The sequence below is a fragment of the Amorphus sp. 3PC139-8 genome (assembly GCF_040750475.1).
Classification (GTDB): Bacteria; Pseudomonadota; Alphaproteobacteria; order Rhizobiales; family Amorphaceae; genus Amorphus.
Map to the genome: position 1 here is coordinate 1 of NZ_JABJVY010000027.1, position 19,907 is coordinate 19,907.

13 protein-coding genes are annotated in these 19,907 nt (G+C 65.5%); 8 read left to right on the forward strand and 5 right to left on the reverse strand.

Going from position 1 to position 19,907, the window contains the following annotated elements; translation table 11 throughout:
* Window positions 1-458 precede the first annotated feature (458 nt).
* Both HNS03_RS20680 and thpR read left to right on the forward strand, forming a co-directional pair.
* Entirely contained in the window at window positions 459-1,268 is an 810-nt protein-coding gene (locus HNS03_RS20680; RefSeq protein ID WP_367197951.1) for a Bax inhibitor-1/YccA family protein, read from the forward strand.
* A 196-nt stretch (window positions 1,269-1,464) separates the two neighbouring features.
* On the forward strand, window positions 1,465-2,010 hold the full coding sequence (gene thpR, locus HNS03_RS20685; protein ID WP_367197952.1) for an RNA 2',3'-cyclic phosphodiesterase: 546 nt from the start codon (window positions 1,465-1,467) through the stop codon (window positions 2,008-2,010).
* A 789-nt stretch (window positions 2,011-2,799) separates the two neighbouring features.
* On the opposite strand, the gene pcaF is transcribed toward thpR, so the two are convergent.
* On the reverse strand, window positions 2,800-4,005 hold the full coding sequence (gene pcaF / locus HNS03_RS20690; RefSeq protein ID WP_367197953.1) for a 3-oxoadipyl-CoA thiolase: 1,206 nt from the start codon (window positions 4,003-4,005) through the stop codon (window positions 2,800-2,802).
* A gap of 338 nt (window positions 4,006-4,343) precedes the next feature.
* Here pcaF and HNS03_RS20695 point away from each other — a divergent pair, with 338 nt between their 5' ends.
* Together HNS03_RS20695 and HNS03_RS20700 are read left to right on the forward strand one after the other, a co-directional pair.
* Window positions 4,344-5,834, forward strand: coding sequence for an efflux RND transporter periplasmic adaptor subunit (locus HNS03_RS20695; protein ID WP_367197954.1), 1,491 nt, complete (start codon window positions 4,344-4,346; stop codon window positions 5,832-5,834).
* 3 nt (window positions 5,835-5,837) lie between these two features.
* Complete coding sequence (locus tag HNS03_RS20700; protein ID WP_367197955.1) at window positions 5,838-8,990, forward strand: efflux RND transporter permease subunit; 3,153 nt, start codon at window positions 5,838-5,840, stop codon at window positions 8,988-8,990.
* Window positions 8,991-9,741: 751 nt separating this feature from the next.
* Here HNS03_RS20700 and HNS03_RS20705 read toward each other — a convergent pair.
* Together HNS03_RS20705 and HNS03_RS20710 are read right to left on the reverse strand one after the other, a co-directional pair.
* Window positions 9,742-12,246 (reverse strand): ABC transporter permease, encoded by a 2,505-nt coding sequence (locus HNS03_RS20705; protein WP_367198007.1) that lies wholly within the window; start codon window positions 12,244-12,246, stop codon window positions 9,742-9,744.
* A 65-nt stretch (window positions 12,247-12,311) separates the two neighbouring features.
* Complete coding sequence (locus HNS03_RS20710; RefSeq protein ID WP_367197956.1) at window positions 12,312-13,016, reverse strand: ABC transporter ATP-binding protein; 705 nt, start codon at window positions 13,014-13,016, stop codon at window positions 12,312-12,314.
* Between the two features lie 121 nt (window positions 13,017-13,137).
* Between HNS03_RS20710 and HNS03_RS20715 the strand changes: the two genes are divergently transcribed.
* The 4 genes from HNS03_RS20715 (at window position 13,138) to leuB (ending at window position 16,843) form a co-directional block, all read left to right on the forward strand.
* Window positions 13,138-13,770: an arylesterase gene (locus HNS03_RS20715; RefSeq protein ID WP_367197957.1), complete on the forward strand. Its 633-nt coding sequence runs from the start codon at window positions 13,138-13,140 to the stop codon at window positions 13,768-13,770.
* A gap of 70 nt (window positions 13,771-13,840) precedes the next feature.
* The gene (locus tag HNS03_RS20720) at window positions 13,841-14,608 is read left to right on the forward strand and encodes a sulfite exporter TauE/SafE family protein (protein ID WP_367197958.1); all 768 of its coding nucleotides are present in this window, start codon (window positions 13,841-13,843) and stop codon (window positions 14,606-14,608) included.
* A 25-nt stretch (window positions 14,609-14,633) separates the two neighbouring features.
* Window positions 14,634-15,593 carry a threonine/serine dehydratase gene (locus HNS03_RS20725; protein ID WP_367197959.1) on the forward strand — a complete coding sequence of 320 codons (960 nt, stop codon included), beginning with the start codon at window positions 14,634-14,636 and terminating at the stop codon, window positions 15,591-15,593.
* Between the two features lie 134 nt (window positions 15,594-15,727).
* A complete protein-coding gene (gene leuB, locus HNS03_RS20730; protein WP_367197960.1) occupies window positions 15,728-16,843 on the forward strand; it encodes a 3-isopropylmalate dehydrogenase in 1,116 nt (371 codons plus the stop codon).
* 251 nt (window positions 16,844-17,094) lie between these two features.
* Here leuB and leuD read toward each other — a convergent pair whose 3' ends face one another.
* Together leuD and HNS03_RS20740 are read right to left on the reverse strand one after the other, a co-directional pair.
* Window positions 17,095-17,700: a 3-isopropylmalate dehydratase small subunit gene (gene leuD / locus HNS03_RS20735; RefSeq protein WP_367197961.1), complete on the reverse strand. Its 606-nt coding sequence runs from the start codon at window positions 17,698-17,700 to the stop codon at window positions 17,095-17,097.
* Between the two features lie 177 nt (window positions 17,701-17,877).
* Window positions 17,878-19,887: a hypothetical protein gene (locus HNS03_RS20740; RefSeq protein WP_367197962.1), complete on the reverse strand. Its 2,010-nt coding sequence runs from the start codon at window positions 19,885-19,887 to the stop codon at window positions 17,878-17,880.
* Window positions 19,888-19,907 lie beyond the last annotated feature (20 nt).

The following is a 19,907-nucleotide window of genomic DNA, read 5'->3' on the forward strand; positions in this document are numbered from 1 at the left end:
AAATCCCAGGAAAAGTGGGAACCGGTTTTCCGTCCGGGATTTGCGGTTTAAAAATTAGCGCTCACGCCAGCTCGCGTCGCTCGCGGCTCCGCGTGGGCGGCCCCATAAGGGCCGGCGCGCGGTCGCGCGCTGGCTGCGCGAAATCCCAGGAAAAGTGGGAACCGGTTTTCCGTCCGGGATTTGCGGTTAAAAAATTAGCGCTCACGCCAGCTCGCGTCGCTCGTGGCTCCGCGTGGGCGGCCTCATAAGGGCCGGCGCGCGGTCGCGCGCTGGCTGCGCGGTCTGGGCCCACTTTTGCCGCCCCGACTGTGTTCGATCACGGTTGCGTCAAGTCACGGCCCGGTACGGCGTTTTGCGCCTTGCCGGGCCGTTTTCGTACCCCCATATTCGCCCTGCGAGAGTTTGCACGCGCAGCGTGCCGTTCGCTTCGAAACGACGACGTGGGAGAGAGGAACCAGATGTCGACCTTCGACCGGAATTCTTACGCGCGGGCCCAGGGCTACGCTGCCGGCCGCGCCGAGGCCGGCGTCATTGATCAGGGCCTGCGAGCCTACATGCTCCGGGTCTACAACCTGATGGCCATCGGCCTTGCAGTGACGGGCCTCGTGGCAATCGGCGCCTTTTCGATGGCGGTGACCGGCGATGCCAGCGGCGCCGCACAGATGGCGGGCGGCCAGGTCGCCCAGATCAGCCAGGGCATGTACCTGACCAGCTTCGGCATGGCCCTGTTCGCCTCGCCGCTCAAATGGGTGGTCATGCTCGCGCCGCTGGGCATGGTGTTTTTCCTGAGCTTCCGCGTGCAGAACATGAGCGTCTCCGGCGCTCAAATCGCGTTCTGGGTGTTCGCCGCGCTGATGGGCTTGTCGCTGTCGTCGATCTTCCTGGTCTTCACCGGGCAGTCGATCGCGCGCGTGTTCTTCATCACCGCCGCCTCGTTCGGCGCGTTGAGCCTCTACGGCTACACCACCAACAAGGACCTGTCCGGCTGGGGCTCGTTCCTGTTCATGGGCCTGATCGGCATCATCCTGGCCTCGCTGGTGAACCTGTTCATCGGCTCCTCGGCGCTGCAGTTCGCCATCTCGGTGATCGGCGTGCTCGTGTTCGCGGGCCTCACCGCGTACGACACTCAGCAGATCAAGGAGATGTACTATGCCGGCGACAGCAGCGCGGTGGCGGGCAAGAAGGCGATCATGGGCGCGCTGCGCCTCTACCTCGACTTCATCAACCTGTTCATGATGCTGCTGCAGCTCTTCGGCAATCGCCAGTAGGCATCAGCCCAAATCACGGACTGAGCGAGGCGCGGCCACCAGCCGCGCCTTTCTTTTTGGCCGCCTTTTTTGACACGTCGCCAGATGCCTGTGATCTTCTGTCGCGCCGACTTGCGCTCGCGCGCCACGTTCGAGACACTATAGACAGTCGTCGATTCGCTCGGCACTTCAAACACAAGCGGGGAGAGTCTCAACCATGCCGCGCTTGTTCACGGGGCTCGAAATCCCGCCGGACGTCCGCAACCGCCTATCGCTTCTCAGAGGGGGCCTACGCTCCGCCCGCTGGATCGACCCGGAAAACTACCACATCACGCTGCGCTTCATCGGCGATATCGACGACCGCACGGCCGACGAGGTTGCCGCGATGCTCGACACCGTCAAGCGTACGGAAGTGCGGGTCCGGCTTTCCGGACTGGGCGCGTTCGGCTCGCGTAAGCCGCACTCGATCTGGGCACGGGTCGAACCGAATCCCGCTCTCCTGGAGCTGCAGTCCGAACACGAACGGCTCTTACAGCGCATCGGCCTGCCGCCGGAGGGACGCAAGTTCACCCCGCACGTGACCATCGCCCGGCTGAAAGGTGCGTCGGCCCGCGAAGTCGCGAGCTGGCTCTCCATCCGCGGCGATTTCGAAGCCCCGACCTTCATGGCTTCGCGCTTCGTGCTGTTTTCCTCGCGCGCCTCCCAAGGTGGCGGCCCGTACCTGGTCGAAGAGGAATACCCGCTGCTCGCCGACGCGGCTTGATTCTCTTTCCCTCACGCCGAGTTCGCTCCGCTCACCGGCTCCGGGTGGGCGGCGCATAAGCGCCAGCGCACGGTCGCGCGCTGGCTTCGCAAATCCCAGGAAAAGTGGGAACCGGTTTTCCGTCCGGGATTTGCTTTGGAAAAATAGCGCTCACGCCGGCGAGCTTACGCTCGCGGCTGCGCGGGCGCGGCCCGCTTTTTCGTCCCGGTCGCTGCGCTCCTCGCCTTTTGACCGGCCGGCGCGCGGTCGCGCGCTGGTCGGAGTTGTCCGGAGAGGCGGAAGCTTCTTTGCTCCGAGATCAGCCCCTCCCTCCGCTCATCCCCGCTTTCGCGGGGATGAGCGGAGGGAGGGTCAGGTTTTCTTGCAGTATCTCGCATCAAGAAATCGAGCCCATCGTTGCGTCAATCAAGCTTTACCAAGAGACTAAAGCGGCAACGAGCGTAACGATGGCTGTGAGAAAAATTCCCACGACAGACGCAAACATTATCCTGGATTGCGTGCGCATCTCATCGATTGCAACTCGCTGCGCTTCCGGAGCGCGACGCTGCTCTTCTATCGCTTCAGTCTGCGCTTTGATGGATTGCCTCTGCAAATCATATAATCGACGCCTGATTTCAACGTCTCGCTCATAAGATGCCTGCGAGCCAGGTTGCCTTGCGTAGCCCTTGTTGGGAACAAAACGCAAAACGCCCGACAGCCGAAGCCGCCGGGCGCTGAAGTAGTCAGGCCAAGCAATCGCAGGAAAAGCAGGGAACCCGTTTCCCTGCAAGACAACCCGATAAAGCCCCCTCAGGCGGCCTCGATGGCCATGGCGATGCCCTGGCCGACGCCGATGCACATGGTTGCCAGGGCCTTTTTGCCGCCGCGGCGCTGCATCTCGCGCATCGCCGTGCCGACGATCCGCGCACCGGACATACCGAGCGGATGGCCGAGCGCGATCGCGCCGCCGTTCGGGTTGACGTGCTCGGCATCGTCGGGAAGGCCGAGCCGGCGCAGCACCGCCAGCGACTGACTCGCAAACGCCTCGTTGAGCTCGATCACGTCGAACTCGGAGATCTTGAGGCCGGTGAGGCCCATCAGCTTCTCCGTGGCCGGCGCCGGGCCCATGCCCATGATCCGCGGCGCCACGCCGGCCGTCGAGGCGGCGACCACCTTGGCGATCGGTGTGAGGCCGTATTTCTCCACCGCGTCCGCGGAAGCGAGCAGCAGCGCAGCCGCCCCGTCGTTCACGCCGGAGGCGTTGCCCGCCGTCACGGAGCCGTTCTCACGGAATGGGGTCGGGAGCTTGGCAAGCTTCTCCACCGTCGTGCCCGCGCGGGGATGCTCGTCCTTGTCGACAACCACCGGATCGCCCTTACGTTGGGGAATGGTGACCGGAACGATCTCCTCTCCGAGTCGGCCGGCCTCCTGGGCCGCAACGGCTCGCTCCTGGGAGCGCACCGCGAACGCGTCCTGGTCGGCGCGGGTTACGTCGAAATCGGCGGCGACGTTCTCGCCGGTCTCCGGCATGGAATCGACGCCGTACTGCTTCTTCAGAACCGGATTGACGAAGCGCCAACCGATGGTGGTGTCGTAGATTTCCGCCTTGCGGGAGAACGCGGTCTCCGCCTTCGGCATCACGAACGGCGCGCGCGACATGGATTCCACACCGCCGGAAATCACCAGCTCGGCCTCGCCCGTCTTGATCATGCGGGCAGCCATGGCGGTGGCATCCATGCCGGACCCGCACAGCCGATTGACGGTGGTTCCGGTGACATTCTCCGGCAGCCCCGCCAACAGCACCGCCATGCGCGCCACGTTGCGGTTGTCCTCGCCGGCCTGGTTGGCGCAGCCGAACACCACGTCGTCCACCGCCGCGAAATCGACCGAGGAATTGCGCTCGACGAGCGCCTTGAGCGGCGCCGCAGCGAGATCGTCTGCGCGCACGGCGGAAAGGGCTCCGCCGAACCGCCCGATCGGCGTGCGAATGAAATCGACGATATAAGCCTCGCGCATGGGGAAGCATCCTCCTGATGTTGTGGTCGGCCGGTTTCGCCGCGCCTTGCTGCGCTGCGTCCGGAAAACCACGCCGGGCACGCCCCGGCGGGCGGCCATAGATACGTGCTAATACAACTATCTGCCTAGGAACGGCAAACCGCAACCCGACCGACGCGCGGTTTCAAACCCGCCAGCGCGTCTGTCAAGGCCTTGGTGCGATCGCGCCGGCCTTCCTTGGCCCAATGTCACGCGGTTTTTCCTACCAAGAGCATCGCAAGCGCTTTCGCGCTGTCGCAGTTGAGTGTTAAACGCTTACGGCTTGCTTTCTTTGTAGCGGCCTGTTTTGGAGGGGTTGGATGGCTTATTCTCGCGACGCGCGCGCACTGGCGGTGCGGTGGAGAAGCTTGGTCGCGGCATCCGTTGGATTGGCCGCGCTGGGCGTGACACCCGCGTTCGCCCAGGCGCCGGGCGGAAGCGACAAGAGCCCACCCGCCGTCGTGGTTGCCCCGATCCAGAGCGAGGATGTTGCCGCATCGCAACAATTCCTCGGCCGCATCCAGGCGATCCAGCAGGTCGACCTCGTCGCCCGCGTGGAAGGCTTCCTCGACCAGGTTGCCTTCAAGGAAGGCGCCTTCGTCAAGAAGGACCAGCTCCTCTATCAAATCGAGAAGGACCAGTATCAGGCTCAGCTCGATGCGGCGAATGCCCAGCTTGCCACCGCAAAAGCCCAGAAGGCCGGAGCGGAAGCGCAGCTCAAGAACGCACAGCTCAACCTCGATCGCCAACAGACCTTGCTTGAACGCCAGACCGTCTCCCAGGCGGTGGTCGACCAGGCTCAGGCGAGCCGCGACGAAGCATCGGCGAACGTCCAGAGCGGCCAAGCGGCGATCGAACAGGCCAACGCCCAGATCGAAACGGCCAAGATCAATCTTGGCTACACCACCATCAATTCCCCGATCGACGGCCGCATCGGCGCCACCAACTACACCCAGGGCAACCTGGTCTCGCCCCAGAGCGGGACGCTCGCCACCGTGGTGCAGCTCGATCCGATCCGGATGGTGTTCTCCATTCCGGAAAGCTACTGGATCCAGTTCGCCCAGCAACGCGGCATCAATGCCGCCACAGCCGATGGCACCGCATTCGTGCCCTCCATCACGCTGCCGACCGGCGAGCACTACGCCCCTCAGGGCAAGCTGTCGTTCGTCTCCAACGAGGTGAACCAGACGACAGGCACCGTTTCCGTCTACGCCGACTTCCCGAACCCGGACGGCGCCCTCCTCCCCGGCGCCTACGTGACGGCGATCCTGCGCCAGGCCAAGCAGACCAAGCTGCCGATCGCGCCGCTCGGCGCCGTGCAGGAGGACCGCCAGGGCCGCTACGTCTTCGTCCTCGGCCCCGACAACAAGGTTCAGGAGCGCCGGATCGAGACCTCCATCCAGGTCCAGGATGGCTGGGCGGTGACCTCCGGTCTCCAGGACGGCGAAACGGTCGTGGTGCAGGGCGTCCAGAAAGTTCAGCCCGGCATGACCGTCAATCCGACCACGGTCTCCAGCGCCAGCCAGAGCAACGGTTCGCCCTCGAACGGCTCGTCCAGCGGCGGATCCTCGTCCGGGAATGGCGCGTCGTCCAGCGGCAGCACTTCCGGCGGTGGATCGTCCAGCGGCAGCCCCGGAAATGGCGCCTCCGGCTCCGGCACGTCCGGTGACAGCGGCTCCGGTTCCGGGTCGTCGGGCGACAGCTCTTCCGGCAGCGGCTCCTCGGCACCGTCCTCCTCGGCACCGTCCTCCTCGACCGGCAGCAACGGCGGATCGAGCTCCAGCACGTCGTCCTCCGGCTCGGGGAACTGATCTATGATTTCAGAGATCTGCGTCCGCCGGCCGCGATTGGCGGCCGTCATCTCGATTGTTCTGACGGTCGCCGGTATCCTGGCGATCTATTCGATCCCGATCGCACAGTATCCCGACATCACGCCGCCGGTGGTGCAGGTGACGGCGACCTATCCGGGCGCCGACGCGGAGACCATCGCCAACAGCGTGGGCGCTCCGCTGGAAGAACAGATCAACGGCGTCGAGAACATGATCTACATGTCCTCGGTGTCGGCCGCCGCCGGGACATACACGCTCAACGTCTATTTCAATATCGGCACCGACCCGGACATCAACCAGGTCAACGTCCAAAACCGCGTCTCCCAGGCGGAGTCAAAGCTTCCTTCCTCGGTGGTGGAACAGGGCGTCGTGGTGCAGGCGCAGCAGACGAACATCTTGATGTTCGTCAGCGTGTATTCGCCGAACGGCACCTTTGATCCGGTCTACCTGTCGAACTACACCTCCATTAACATCAAAGACCCGCTTGCCCGCGTGGAAGGCGTTGGCGATGCCACGCTCATGGGCGAACTGGACTACTCCATGCGCGTGTGGATGGATCCCGACAAGATGTCGGCGATCAGCCTCTCCCCGCAGGAGGTTCTCTCCGCCATCCAGGAGCAGAACATCGTCGCGGCCCTGGGGCAGATCGGCGCGCCGCCGATCGGCAACGACCAGGTCAATCAGTACACGATCACCGCCGTCGGCCAGCTGCAATCGCCCTCGGAGTTCGAGAACATCATCGTTCGAACCGGCGACGACGGCGCCGTGGTTCGAATAGGCGACATCGCGCGCGTGGAACTGGGCGCGCAGACATACTCGTCGCAAGCCTATTTGAACAATGCGCCAACGGCGATGATCGCGATCTACCAGTCGCCGGGCGCCAACGCGCTGGCGGTTGCCGATGGCGTCAAAGCGGAGCTCGCGCAGCTCGAAAGCCGCTTCCCCGACGACATGAAGGTCGAGGTTCTCTACGACTCGACCCTGTTCGTGGAAGCCTCGATCGAGGAAATCACCTTCACGCTTGCCATCACCGGCGTGATCGTTCTGATCGTGGTCTTCATCTTCCTGGAGAGCCTACGAACGACGATCATTCCGGCGGTCACGATTCCCGTCTCGCTGATCGGCGTGTTCGTGTTCCTCTTGTTGTTCGGCTTCTCGCTGAACACGATCTCCATGTTCGCGATCGTGCTCGCCATCGGCCTCGTCGTGGACGACGCCATCGTGGTGGTGGAAAACGTCACGCGCGTGATGGAGGAGGACGGGCTCGACAGCCGTGCCGCCACCATCAAGGCGATGAAACAGGTGACCGGCCCGATCGTGTCGACCACGATGGTGCTGTTCGCCGTGTTCGGCCCGGTGTCCTTCTTCCCCGGCATCACCGGCGAGTTGTTCCGCCAGTTCTCCGTCACCATCGCGACCTCGGTCTTCATCTCGATGGTGAATGCGCTGACGCTGTCGCCGGCGCTGTGCGCGCTGGTGCTGAAGCCGCCGAAGGAGAAGAAGTCCGGCTTCTTCTTCTATTTCAACAAGGTGCTGAACCGCACCCGCAACGGCTATGTCGGCGCGGTCGGCCTGATCGCCCGCCGCTCGCTCACGGCCGGCGTGTTGATCCTGGCGGTCGGTGGGGCAGCCTTCTTCCTGCTTGACCGCATGCCCAGCGCGTTCATTCCCAACGAGGACCAGGGCGTCCTGTTCGTGAACGCCAACCTGGACTCCTCCGCCGCGCTGCCGCAGACCGATCAGGTGATCCAGAAGATCACCGACATCGCGCTCAAGATCGACGGCGTGGAGAATGTCGGCACCGTGTCCGGCTACTCGCTTCTGACCAGCGCGCCCGGCTCCAACCAGGGCCTTGCCGTCATCGTGCTGAAGCCATGGGATGAGCGGACCACCGAGGAGACCTCGCTGCGGGGGATCTATCAGAAGCTGTCGGAAGAGTTCGCGACAATCCCCTCCGCCAGCGTGTTCGCGTTCCCGCCGCCCCCGATTCCGGGCATCGGCACCGCCGCCGGCTTCGACTATCGCCTGATCGCTCTGGGCGGCCAGTCGCCCAGCGACATGGCCTCGGCGCTGCGTGCGCTGGTGGTGGCGGCGAATGCCGATCCTCGCATCGAATCCGCCTACTCCACCTTCGATGCCGACGTGCCGCGGGTCTATCTGAACGTCGACCGCACCAAGGCGGAAGCGCTGAACGTACCGATCTCATCGCTCTACAACACCTTGCAGTCGCAGCTCGGCTCGATGTTCGTGAACTACTTCACTTACCTGGACCGCATCTTCCAGGTGAACATCCAGGCCGATCAGCAATTCCGCAACAAGATCGACGACATCGACCGGCTCTACGTCAAATCGAACACCGGCGACATGGTGCCGGTCTCGACACTGGTCACCAAATCGTTCGACTTCGGACCCAGCCTCTACTACCGCTACAACCAGTTCATGTCGGCACAGGTGAACGGCTCGTCGGCGCCTGGCTACTCGTCGGGCGATGCCATGCAGGCCATGGCGGAGGTGTCCGCCAAGACCCTGCCTGACGGCTACTCGTTCGACTGGTCGGGCCTGTCCTACCAGCAGGCCAACCAGGCCGGCTCGATCGGGGCCCTGTTCGGGATGGCGCTGCTGTTCGGCTACCTGTTCCTGGTGGCGCAGTATGAGAGCTGGGCGATCCCGTTCGCGGTGCTGACCTCGGTCGCGGTTGCCACGCTCGGCGCCGTCGGTGCGGCCAGCGCCTTCGGCATCGATCTGAACGTCTACGTCCAGATCGGCCTCGTGCTCCTCATAGGACTGGCCGCCAAAAACGCGATCCTGATCGTGGAGTTCTCCAAGGAACAGCGCGAGGCCGGGCACACTCGCTATGCCGCCGCGCTGCAGGGCGCCCACATGCGGTTCCGCGCCGTGTTGATGACCGCGTTCGCGTTCATCTTCGGCCTGCTTCCGCTGGTGACCGCCACCGGTGCCGGCGCCGTCAGCCGCATCGTGCTGGGAACCACGGTGCTCGGCGGCATGCTGGCAGCGACCGTGTTCGGCATCATCCTGATCCCGGGCCTCTATGTGATGTTCCAGTGGATCGGCGACACGTTGGACGGCAAGCGCGTCGACCACGGCACCGGCTACACCCCGCCGGAGCAGGAAGCGTAGAGCGCTCCCACGCGCTGCGGGAGCCGGGGCGCCATCCGGAACGGCTCCGGCCCTCCAAACGCCATCGAACGAACAGCAAAACGCCGGCATCTTCCGATGCCGGCGTTTTCGTTTGCGCGAGGCCGCGGCGCACATGGCGGGACGTGCTCAAGCTATTTGAATCTGGAACCGCGAGCGAAGCACATTGGTCTGAGCGAAAAAGACTTGAGTGTGTCTTTTTCGCCAAGCGATTCGGAAACGGTTAAGAACCGGGCGCTAGTTTGACCCTGTCCCGAGCTCGAAACCCAACGCGTCGATTCGGTTACCTCCGAACGGCGGCACGGGACGCAGATGGTGGTGGCGTGCCGGGTCTTCGAACCGCCCGGCGCGCCGTCGCCATTGCGCGTGGCCAAAGCTATTTCAGGAAAAGTGGGAACCGGTTTTCCGTCCGAAATTGCGTCGGAACGACTCTTCGCTCGCGCGTGTTCGCTTTGCTCACCGCTCCGCGGGGGCGGCGCATAGGCGCCGACGCGCAGTCGCGCGCTGGCTTCGCGGTCTTCTCCTTCGCGCCGAGCTCACATCGCTCACCGCTCCGCGGGGGCGGCGCACTCTTCCTTGCCCTGTTCGCTACGCTCCTCGCCGCTTGACCGGCCGGCGCGCAGATACAAGCAAAGCCAGGAAAATTGCACAGCGGTTTTGCGGCCAACTTTGCGACGAATAAATGCAAAGCCAGCGACAGTGGGAACCGGTTTCCAATCCGTGTAGGTGCGGCCTATTGGTCGCGCAGCACCGCCGTCGGCTTTTCGCCGAGCGCGCGCCAGGTGCCCACCAGGCCAAGCCCGACCGTGACCACAAGGGCCGCCGCCACCGCCCCGATCGCGGTTGCCGGCAACAGCCTGAACTCGATCTCCATGATCTCCGCCAGGACGTACCAGGCGGCGAGCGAGCCGGCGACGATGGCGAACACGGCCGTCGCGATGCCGATCAACGCATATTCCAGCGCGAACGCGCCGACCAGCCGGGCGCGGGTCGCCCCCAGCGTCTTCAGGATCACGGCATCGTAGATCCGCGAGCGATGGCTGGCGGCCAACGCGCCGGCCAGCACCAGGATGCTCGCGACCAAAGTGACGCTGGCAGCCGCCCGAACCGCCAGAGCGATGTCGGCCACCACATCGTTGACCGCGTCCAGCGCATCCTTCACCCGCACCGCCGTCACCGTCGGATAGGTTTCCGCGAGCGCGCGCATCAGCGCCGCCTCCTGCTCCGGCGTGCCACCGTCGGGATAGGTGAGCGTGGCCAGATGGGCGTGCGGGGCTCCGGCGAAGGTGTTGGGCGAGAAGATCATCACGAAGTTGATGGAGAGGCTTTCCCACGCGACGGTGCGCAAGTTGGCGACCTCCGTCTCGATCTGCCGGCCGAGCACATTGACGGTGACCGTGTCGCCCACCGACAGTCCCAGCTCGCGACCGAGCTCCTCGGCAAACGAGACAAGCGGCGTTCCGGAATAGTCGGCCGGCCACCAGCTCCCCTCCACAATGGTGGAGTTGTCCGGCTTCTCGGTGGCGTAGGTGATGCCGCGATCGCCTCTGAGCACCCATTGCGCTTCCGGCGGAGCGGGATAGTCCGCCGACGGGATGCCCTTGAGCGCGACGATCCGGCCGCGCAGCATCGGCTGGGTTTCGATCTCCGCGTCCGGCGCTTCGGCATGCAACGTCTCCAGAAAGCCTTCGCGCTCGGCGTCTTGAATGTCGAGAAAGAAGAAGCTCGGCGCCTCGTCGGGAAGCTGAGCGGTGAGCGTGTTGCGCAAGTTTCCGTCGATCAGGGCCAGCGCGACCAGAAGCGCAAGCCCCAACCCCAGCGACAACACCACGGTTGGCGTCAGCGCGCCACGGCGATGGATGTTGCCGATCGCCAGACGGACCGACGTCGCACGCGGATGAGGTGCGCGCCGGGCAAGCGCCATGATCGCCCACGCCACCACCCTGAGGAGCAGGAACACGGCGACCACGGCGACCACATAGACGAAGGCCAGGAACCGGTCGTGAGCGAGCCCGACGGCGACAACCGCCAGTGCCAGCGCCACCACCGCCGTCGCGATCAGATAGCGCCGCTGGGGCAGCCGGGGCTCCACGCCCGCGCGGGAGCGAAACAGCGCCGTCGGTGGCACGTCGTGGGCATGGCCGAGTGGCCAGAGCGCGAAAGCAAGCGCCGTCAGGAGCCCGTAGAGGACCGACAGGGCCAGCTCCATCGGATAGATGCCTCCAAGGGCGGAGACCGGCAGCACCCCTTTCAGAAGCCAGGCGGCGAGCGGTGGGATCGCCGCGCCGAACACCAGCCCGATCGCAATCCCAATCGCCGCCAAAATCAGGATCTGGCATAGATAGACCTGAAACACGAAGCCGCCATCTGCACCGAGGCAGCGGAAGGTGGCGATCACGCTGCGCTTGCGGTCCAGATAGGCCTTGACCGCGTTGGCGACCCCGACCCCACCGACGACCAGCGCCGTCAACCCGACGAGCGTCAGGAACTGAGCGAACCGGTCGATGGAATCGCGCAGGCCCGGTGCGGCATCGGTGCGCGAGCGGATCCGCCAACCGGCGTTCGGAAAGCGCTCGTTCGCAGCCTCGGTGATCGCCTGGATCCGGGACGTGGAGAACGAACCGTTCTCTCCCGCAATACGATAGTGCCAGCGCACCAAGCTACCGGGCTGAACCAACCCGGAAGCGGCCAGCGCGTCGGAGGAAATCATCAGCCGGGGACCGAACTCGACCCCGCCGGAGAGCTTGTCCGGTTCGCTATCGATGGTGTCGGCGATCCGGATGGTGGTGCGCCCAAGCGACAGGGTCGCCCCGCCTTCGACCCCAAGACGAGCCAGCAGCGACGCATCGGCCACGGCCGGAAACGGCGCACTGTCGCCGGCGAGCACGTCATGAAGCGGTTGCCCGGAGGCAAGCGCAAGCGAACCGTAGAGCGGATAGGCATCGTCCACCGCCTTGACCTCGACCAGGGACTGGTCGGCAGCTTCCGGCCGGTGCACCATGGCGCGCAGGGTCGCGATTTCGGACAGCCGGCCCTGGTCCGCCAGGAAACCGCGCTCCTCGTCCCCAAGTTGCCGATGGATCAACGACAGATCGAGATCGCCGCCCAGAATGGTCTGGCCTTCCGCGACGATCCCTTCGCTCAGCGCCCGCGCCAGCGAGCCGACACCGGCAATGGTGCCGACCCCGATCGCGATGCACGCGATGAAGACATAGAACCCTTTGAGACCGCCGCGCATCTCGCGAAGCGCGAAGCGGACCGCCGTCGAAAAGCCGGCTCTCCGTGTTGCCGCCACCGGCCGCCTCACAGCGCCTCGGCGGTGGCGACGCGCAAGCCGCCATCGTCGATTTCGCCGGCCCGCATGCGAATCGTACGGCCGCATCGCCGGGCGAGCTCGGGATCATGAGTCACGATCACGAGCGTCATCCCGCGCGCGCGGCTCGCCTCGAACATCAAATCCACGATCGGCGTACCCGTGTCGGCATCCAGATTGCCGGTCGGCTCGTCGGCCAGAAGCAGCGCCGGCTCCGGCGCCAGCGCCCGGGCGATCGCGACGCGCTGCTGTTCGCCGCCGGACAGTTCGGAGGGATAGTGACCCGCCCGGTCGGCGAGCCCGACGGCGTCCAGCTCGCGCTTGGCGCGGGCAAACGCGTCCGCCTGGCCGGCAAGCTCAAGCGGAACGGCGACATTTTCCAGCGCCGTCATGGTCGGGATCAGATGAAAAGACTGGAACACGATGCCAACGGAGCGGCCCCGGAAGCGTGCGAGCGCATCCTCGTTGAGGCCCGTCAACTCCTGTCCGGCAACCTGGACACTGCCGCGATCGGCACGCTCCAGCCCTCCCAGCACCATCAACAGGGTCGACTTGCCCGACCCGGACGGGCCGACGATGCCGACCGACGCGCCCGGCTCGATATCGAGGGTGATTCCTTTCAGGATATGAACCCGGCCGGCGCCGCTTCCGAGCGTCAGATGAACGTCTTCAAGCGCGATTGCTGGATCGGCCAAATGCGGCCCCCTTTTTCGTGCCGTCCCGGAGACAGGCTTCGACGTGGCTGATTTTGCAGTGCGGTGTTCTTCGGGCCATATGGGTCAGAGCGGCGACAGTTCCAGACACGACAGGCGTTCGATGCGTGCGACATTCCTGACCCTGATTGCGATACTCTTCGCAGCCGTTCCGGCCACGGCCCAGGACACCATCAAAATCGTGGCGTTCGGCGACAGCCTGACCGCCGGCTACCAGCTTGCTCCCGGCGACGGCTTCGCCGACGTGCTTCAGGCAGAACTTGCGAAGCGGGACTACGACGTCGAGGTGATCGACGCGGGCGTTTCCGGCGACACCACCAGCGCCGGGCTCGCCCGGCTGGACTGGTCGGTGCCCGACGACGCCGACGCGGTGATCCTGGAGCTCGGCGGCAACGATGCGCTGCGCGGCATCGACCCGGCCAGCACCAAGGCCAATCTCGACCAGATGCTGACGCGGCTTTCCGAACGCGACCTACCGGTTCTGCTGGCCGGCATGCTGGCGCCGCCAAACATGGGGCCGGACTACGAGGCCGCCTTCAATCCGATCTTTGCCGAGCTCGCGCGGGAGCACGACGCGATCTATTATCCGTTCTTCCTGGAAGGCGTCGCCGGCAATCCGGAATATGGGCTCGGCGACGGCGTCCATCCCAATGCCGCCGGCGTGGGCGTGATCGTCGACGGCATCTTGCCGAAGGTGGAAGCGCTGATCGAGCGGGTGCGCGAGCGCGCCGGCTGACGCCTTTCGCACCCGGATCGCCATTCTTTGGCCGCCCATATCCCGGGCGGCCATTTGCGAGGACAAGGGCTTGGATCTCGTCTCCCTGCTGATGCCGGAGGGAATGGCGCTATGGGCGTCGGTCCTTCTGATCGTGGTCGCCTGCTTTACCTCGGCGATCACCGCCGCCTTCGGGATCGGCGGCGGGTTGACCCTGCTTGCCATCATGATCCCGCTGATCCCGATCAGCGTGCTGGTTCCCGTCCACGGTATCGTGCAGCTCGGTTCCAATACCGGCCGCGCCATCCTCCAATTCCGCCATGCTCGCTTCGACGTGCTGCTCTGGTTCGCGGTCGGCGCGCTAGTGGGCGCAGCCGTTGGCGGCATGGTGGTCGTCGACCTGCCGGCCACCACGCTGAAGCTCGCAATCGGCCTCTTCGTCCTGTGGTCGATGTGGGGAAAGATGCCGGCCATCGGCGCGGGCAATCGGTTTCTCATCGCCGCTGGCGGTGCAGGATCGACGCTTTTGACGATGTTCGTGGGCGCGACCGGGCCGTTCGTCATGGCCCTTTATGCGCGCGCCGATTTCACCAAGGAGGAGCTGGTCGCCAATTTCGCCAGCTCCATGGTGGTCCAACACCTGCTCAAGATCGTGGTGTTCGGCGCCCTCGGCTTTGCCTTCGGCGAATGGCTGCCGTTGGCGCTCGCCATGGTGTTGGCCGGATTCGTCGGCACCGTGATCGGGACGCGCATCCTGAGCAAACTTCCCGAGCGCGTGTTTCGCATCACGCTCAAGACCCTTCTCACCCTGATCGGTCTCGAGCTCGTCTTGACCGCGCTGCGTAGCCTGATTTTGTAGTACCCCGCTTGTTTCGAAGGACATCATGCTCGCCACCGAACCGCTTCCCGTTGGCCGCGCCGACATCGAAACCGCCTACGACCGGATCTGCGGCCACGTGCGCCAGACGCCGGTGATTTCACCCGGCCGGGGCTCGTTCGGGCTCGATCTCGATCTCACGCTCAAGCTCGAATGCCTGCAACACACCGGCTCGTTCAAGCCACGTGGCGCGTTCAACTCGCTGATGGCGGCGAACGTGCCCGAGGCGGGCGTTGCGGCAGCCTCCGGCGGCAATCATGGCGCGGCCGTTGCCTTCGCCGCCGCCCGGCTGGGCCATCGCGCCACCATTTTCGTTCCGGAAATTTCCTCTCCGGTAAAGATCGAGAAAATCCGCCAGGCCGGCGCCGAGGTGCATATCGGAGGTGCGCGCTACGCCGACGCCGCCGAGGCATGCGCGCAATTTCGCGCGCAAACCGGGGCGATCGACATCCATCCCTACGACACTCCTACCACGATTGCCGGCCAGGGCACCGTCGGGCTGGAATGGGAAACCGAAGCGCCGGACCTCGACACCGTGCTGGTAGCCGTCGGCGGTGGCGGTCTGATCGCCGGCGTCGCGACCTGGTACCAGGATCGGGTCAAGATCGTGGCGGTGGAACCGGAGCGCTCGTGCTGCCTGAAGGCGGCGCGCGAGGCCGGTCGTCCGGTCGATGTCGAGGTGGATGGGGTGGCGGCGGATTCGCTCGGCGCCAAGCGGGTCGGCGATCTGGTCTACCGCCAGGCGGCCGCCTATGTCGACGAAGCGGTCGTAGTCCCCGACAGTGCGATCGAGAGCGCCGAGGCCCGGCTTTGGCGCGACCTTGCGATCGCCACCGAGGCCGGCGGCGCGACGGCGTTGGCCGCTCTTCTCTCCGGCGCCTATCGGCCGGGACCGACCGAACGTGTCGGGGTTCTGGTCTGCGGCGCCAACGTCGACCTGACGCGGCTTGCCACTCTCACCCCTTGAGCCAGTCACTCCCGATGAGGCAAGCGCGGCTTGCCTTGCGCGGGGGAAGCCGATACGCAGCATTCCGGGCGGACGGCACCTGCCGCCCCGCCCTTTCCAGATATGACAAACCGTTTTGAGGAAAGGCTCCGCCGATGACGACCCACTCGCTTCTGCTCCTCCCCGGCGACGGGATTGGCCCGGAGATCATGGCGGGCGCGATCGAGGTGGTCTCCTGGTTCAACCAGCGTGCCGGCGGTTCGCTCTTCACCACAGAGACCGACCTGGTCGGCGGTGCCGCTTATGATGCGCACGGCGCGGCAATCAGCGAAGCGACCATGGAAAAGGCGCTCGCGGCGGACGCCGTCCTGTTCGGCGCGGTTGGCGGGCCGAAGTGGGACGATGTCGGCTATGACGTGCGCCCCGAAGCCGGTCTCTTGCGCCTGCGCAAGGATCTCAAGCTGTTCGCCAACCTGCGCCCAGCGATCTGCTATCCCGCCCTCGCCGATGCCTCCAGCCTGAAGCGCGAGCTCATCGAAGGGCTCGACATCCTGATCGTGCGCGAGCTTACCGGCGGCGTTTATTTCGGCGAGCCGAAGGAGATCCGCGATCTCGGCAACGGCCAGAAACGCGGCGTCGACACCCAGGTCTACGACACTTTCGAAATCGACCGCATCGCCCGCGTCGCCTTCGAGCTCGCCCGCACCCGCCGCAACAAGGTCACCTCCTCCGAAAAGCGCAACGTCATGAAGACGGGCGTGTTGTGGAAGGAGGTCGTGGAGCAGGTGCACGAGGCCGACTATCCCGACGTGGAGCTGGAGCACATGCTCGCCGACAACTGCGGCATGCAGCTCGTGCGCCGGCCCAAGCAGTTCGACGTGATCGTTTGCGACAACCTATTCGGCGACATGCTGTCCGACGTGGCGGCCATGCTGACGGGCTCGCTCGGCATGCTGCCGTCGGCCTCGCTCGGCGCGCCCGATGCGGTCACCGGCCGGCGCAAGGCGCTCTACGAGCCCGTGCACGGCTCCGCACCGGACATCGCCGGTACCGGCCGCGCGAACCCGATCGCGATGATCGCCTCGTTCGGCATGGCGCTGCGCTATTCGTTCGGCATGGTCGACGAGGCGGACCTACTCGACAAAGCCATCGCCGCCGCGCTGGATAGCGGCGCCCGCACCGGCGACATCGCCCCGGAAGGCGCATCGACCGTGAGCACCGAAGAGATGACCAAGGCGATCCTCGACGCCCTGGAGCAGCTTTCCGCGTGAGGGTCCTGCGGCCAAGCCGCCGCGGACATCGCAGACAGACGAAAGGGGCCATGCGGCCCCTTTTTCATATCCGTGGCTGACGACGGGACACCGTTGGTCCTTAGCGCCGCCCAGCGCGAAGCCATCGAGGCCGCGGTACTTCCTTGGGCACAATCCGACGGCAGCGAGAGCGTTTGCGGACGGGCTCGAAGCCGCCATCCGCAAGCCGGACATGTAAGAGGAGTCCCTCCGGGCTTCGCTTCGGGCAGCCCTTACACCCAGGGCCGCTCCTTGGAGACCTCGTCCTCATAGCCCGCGATCGCCGGCGCGTTCTCCAGCGTGAGCGCGATATCGTCGAGACCGTTCAAGAGGCAGTGCTTGGTCCAGGGATCGACGTCGAACTTGATCACGCCGCCGTCGGGGCCACGGATTTCCTGCGCTTCCAGGTCGACGGTCATGGTCGCATTGGCGCCGCGCTCGGCATCGTCCATCAAAAGCGCAAGCTCGTCTTCCGACACCTTGATGGCCAGAATGCCGTTCTTGGCGCAGTTGTTGAAGAAGATGTCGGCGAACGACGTGGAGATCACACACTTGATGCCGAAATCCATCAGCGCCCACGGCGCGTGCTCGCGGCTCGAACCACAGCCGAAATTGTCGCCGGCCACCAGGATCTTGCTCTCGCGATAAGCCGGCTTGTTGAGCACGAAGTCCGGGTTCTCGCTGCCGTCTTCGTTGTAGCGCAGCTCCGAGAACAGGCCGGTGCCGAGCCCGGTCCGCTTGATCGTCTTCAGATACTGCTTGGGGATGATCATGTCGGTATCGACATTGATCATCGGCATCGGGGCGGCAACCCCGGTCAAAACAGTGAACTTCTCCATAGCGGCACTTACCCGGACATCGATAAAATGAAGGCTACTCGTAGCCTCGACCGACTACAAAGTGCAAGGGGCGCGCTGCGTTCGGCGGGTCCAAAGCCATGCGCTCGGCAAATCGACGCGAGCGATACCACCCCTTCCCGGAGAAACGACACTCACTTTCCGGCGATTGCTTGGGCTCTACGGGCCAGCCCAGGCGTCGAGCGCCTGGTTGATCGCTTCCGTGCCCTGCGGCCCTTTGTCGACGGTGAGGATCGCACGGCCGCCGCTCTCATAAAGAAGCGGAATGTCGATCCAGCTACGGTCTCTGAGAAGCTCGAGATTCTTCTCCTCGTCCGCCGGGCTTGCCGACAACGCGATCCAGAACAGATTGTCCGACACCTGCGCGGAGGCGCCCAACAGCGCGTTCCCCTGCGCCGATTCGCTCTGCTTCATGATCAGGCCGGGCACATTCGCGATCGCCCCGCCGGGGAAGTCGGAGGGCAGCTCGAAAGAGATCTCGATGAGGTGGCTCGCCGGCAATGCCGAATCGTTGTTCTTGCGGAACAGCATCGTGGCGATCAGGTCGCGCTCGGGAATCGCAAGCTTGGCGCGGACGACCGGTTCCGGCGATTGTCCGCCGATGGACTCCTCCAGGAATTCCCAGTCGACCGAGCCGCGCAGCGCATTACCACCCTGGCCGGCGCTGCCGCCTTCCTCATAGAGCACGACTTCGAAATTGCCGGCCGGCGCCGGCGCACGCGTCGTATCCTGCTGAACCGACGATGGCGACGTCTCGCTCGCGCCGGTTCCGGAGCTTGCGCCCGGCGCAGGCGCAGGGGTCGTTCCCGGAAGCGCTGATTCGCCATTGTTGGCCGCATTGTCGCCGTTGCGCGGCGTGACGACGCGTGTGGTCCGGACCGAACGCGCATCCGGTGCCACCACCGCGTTATCGCTTTCGCTGGTGCCCCCGTTCAGACGGTCGGAGATCTTGTTGGAATCGCTGGCGTCCGTCTCGGCGGTCGAACTCGGCGTGGCGGGCTCGCTGGTCTCACCGCCCGAGGACGGCGCCATCATCGCCATGATCGCGTCGCGCTGGGTGTAAAGCGCGAAGGCCCCGACAGCGAGAATGATCACGATGACGAGCGGAGCGATCAGCCAGCGGAAGCTGCTCCGGCGGCGCTGCTCGTCCTGCCCGTCGTCATAATAGGGCTCTTCGTCGTCGTAGTAGGCGTCCTCGTCGACATAGCCCTCGTCGTCGTAGCCGTCCTCGGCATAGGCGTCTTCGGCATAGTCGTCGTCGTGGTCGCGCTCCTCCGCGTCGTCGGCTGTCTCCTGATAGACGGCCGGTACGGGTTGCGGCGCGTCCTTGCTCGCGCCCTTACCGGCACGGCGGCGCAGCCACCCGCGGCGATCGGCCGCCGGCGCGACATCGGGAGTCTCTGGCGCCTCCGCCTCCGCGGCAGCCTCTTCGATCTCTTCTTCGGTCAGATCGTCGGCCGGCGGCAGCGGCTCGACGTCGCGCTGCGACACCCGGCGGAACGGATCGGCACGGCCGGCCGGCGCCCGATCTTCGGCTTCGGTGACTTCCGGCTCTGGGGCGGCGGCTTCCACCGGCTCGTCCTGGGGCGGCGTCGGGATCGGCGCGGGGCGACCAAAGCCCGGTTCGCGCCGGCGCTGCGGAACCTCCTGAGCGACATCCGCCTTTTCTGGGCGCGGCGGGCCGGCCGAACGCTGCGGACTAGCGGGGCGCGAAGGTGCTACCGGGGCGCGCGGCGCGGTCGGCCGCGGCGCACTGCCCTCGCCGGCGGGGGCCCGCGAGGCCGGGGCACTCGGGAAGCTCGGACGCGGCGGCACCCGCGGCGCGCTTGGTGCCCGTTCGGCGGGAGCCGCGTCTTCCGGCTCTTCCTCGGCGGGTTCGGCCGGCGGTGTCGGGCGGGACGGTGGAGCAGCTTGCGGAGCCGCCGGCTGCGGCGCAGCCCCAGCCGGGCTGCGCGCCGCACGGGCGACATCGGCCTCGACCTTGCGGATCGCATCTTCCAGCGCCAGCCGCTGCTGCGTCACTTCCTGCGCAGACAATGGCGGGTCGAGACCCTGCAACTGCTTCAGGAGAGCCTTGCGCGCCTTGTCATAGACGGCCCGACGGCTCGGACCGCTCTGATCGGGCAATGCAGCGATTGCCCGCTTCAGGACCGTGTGAAAATCCGCCATCTCGCGAGAAAGGCCCTACT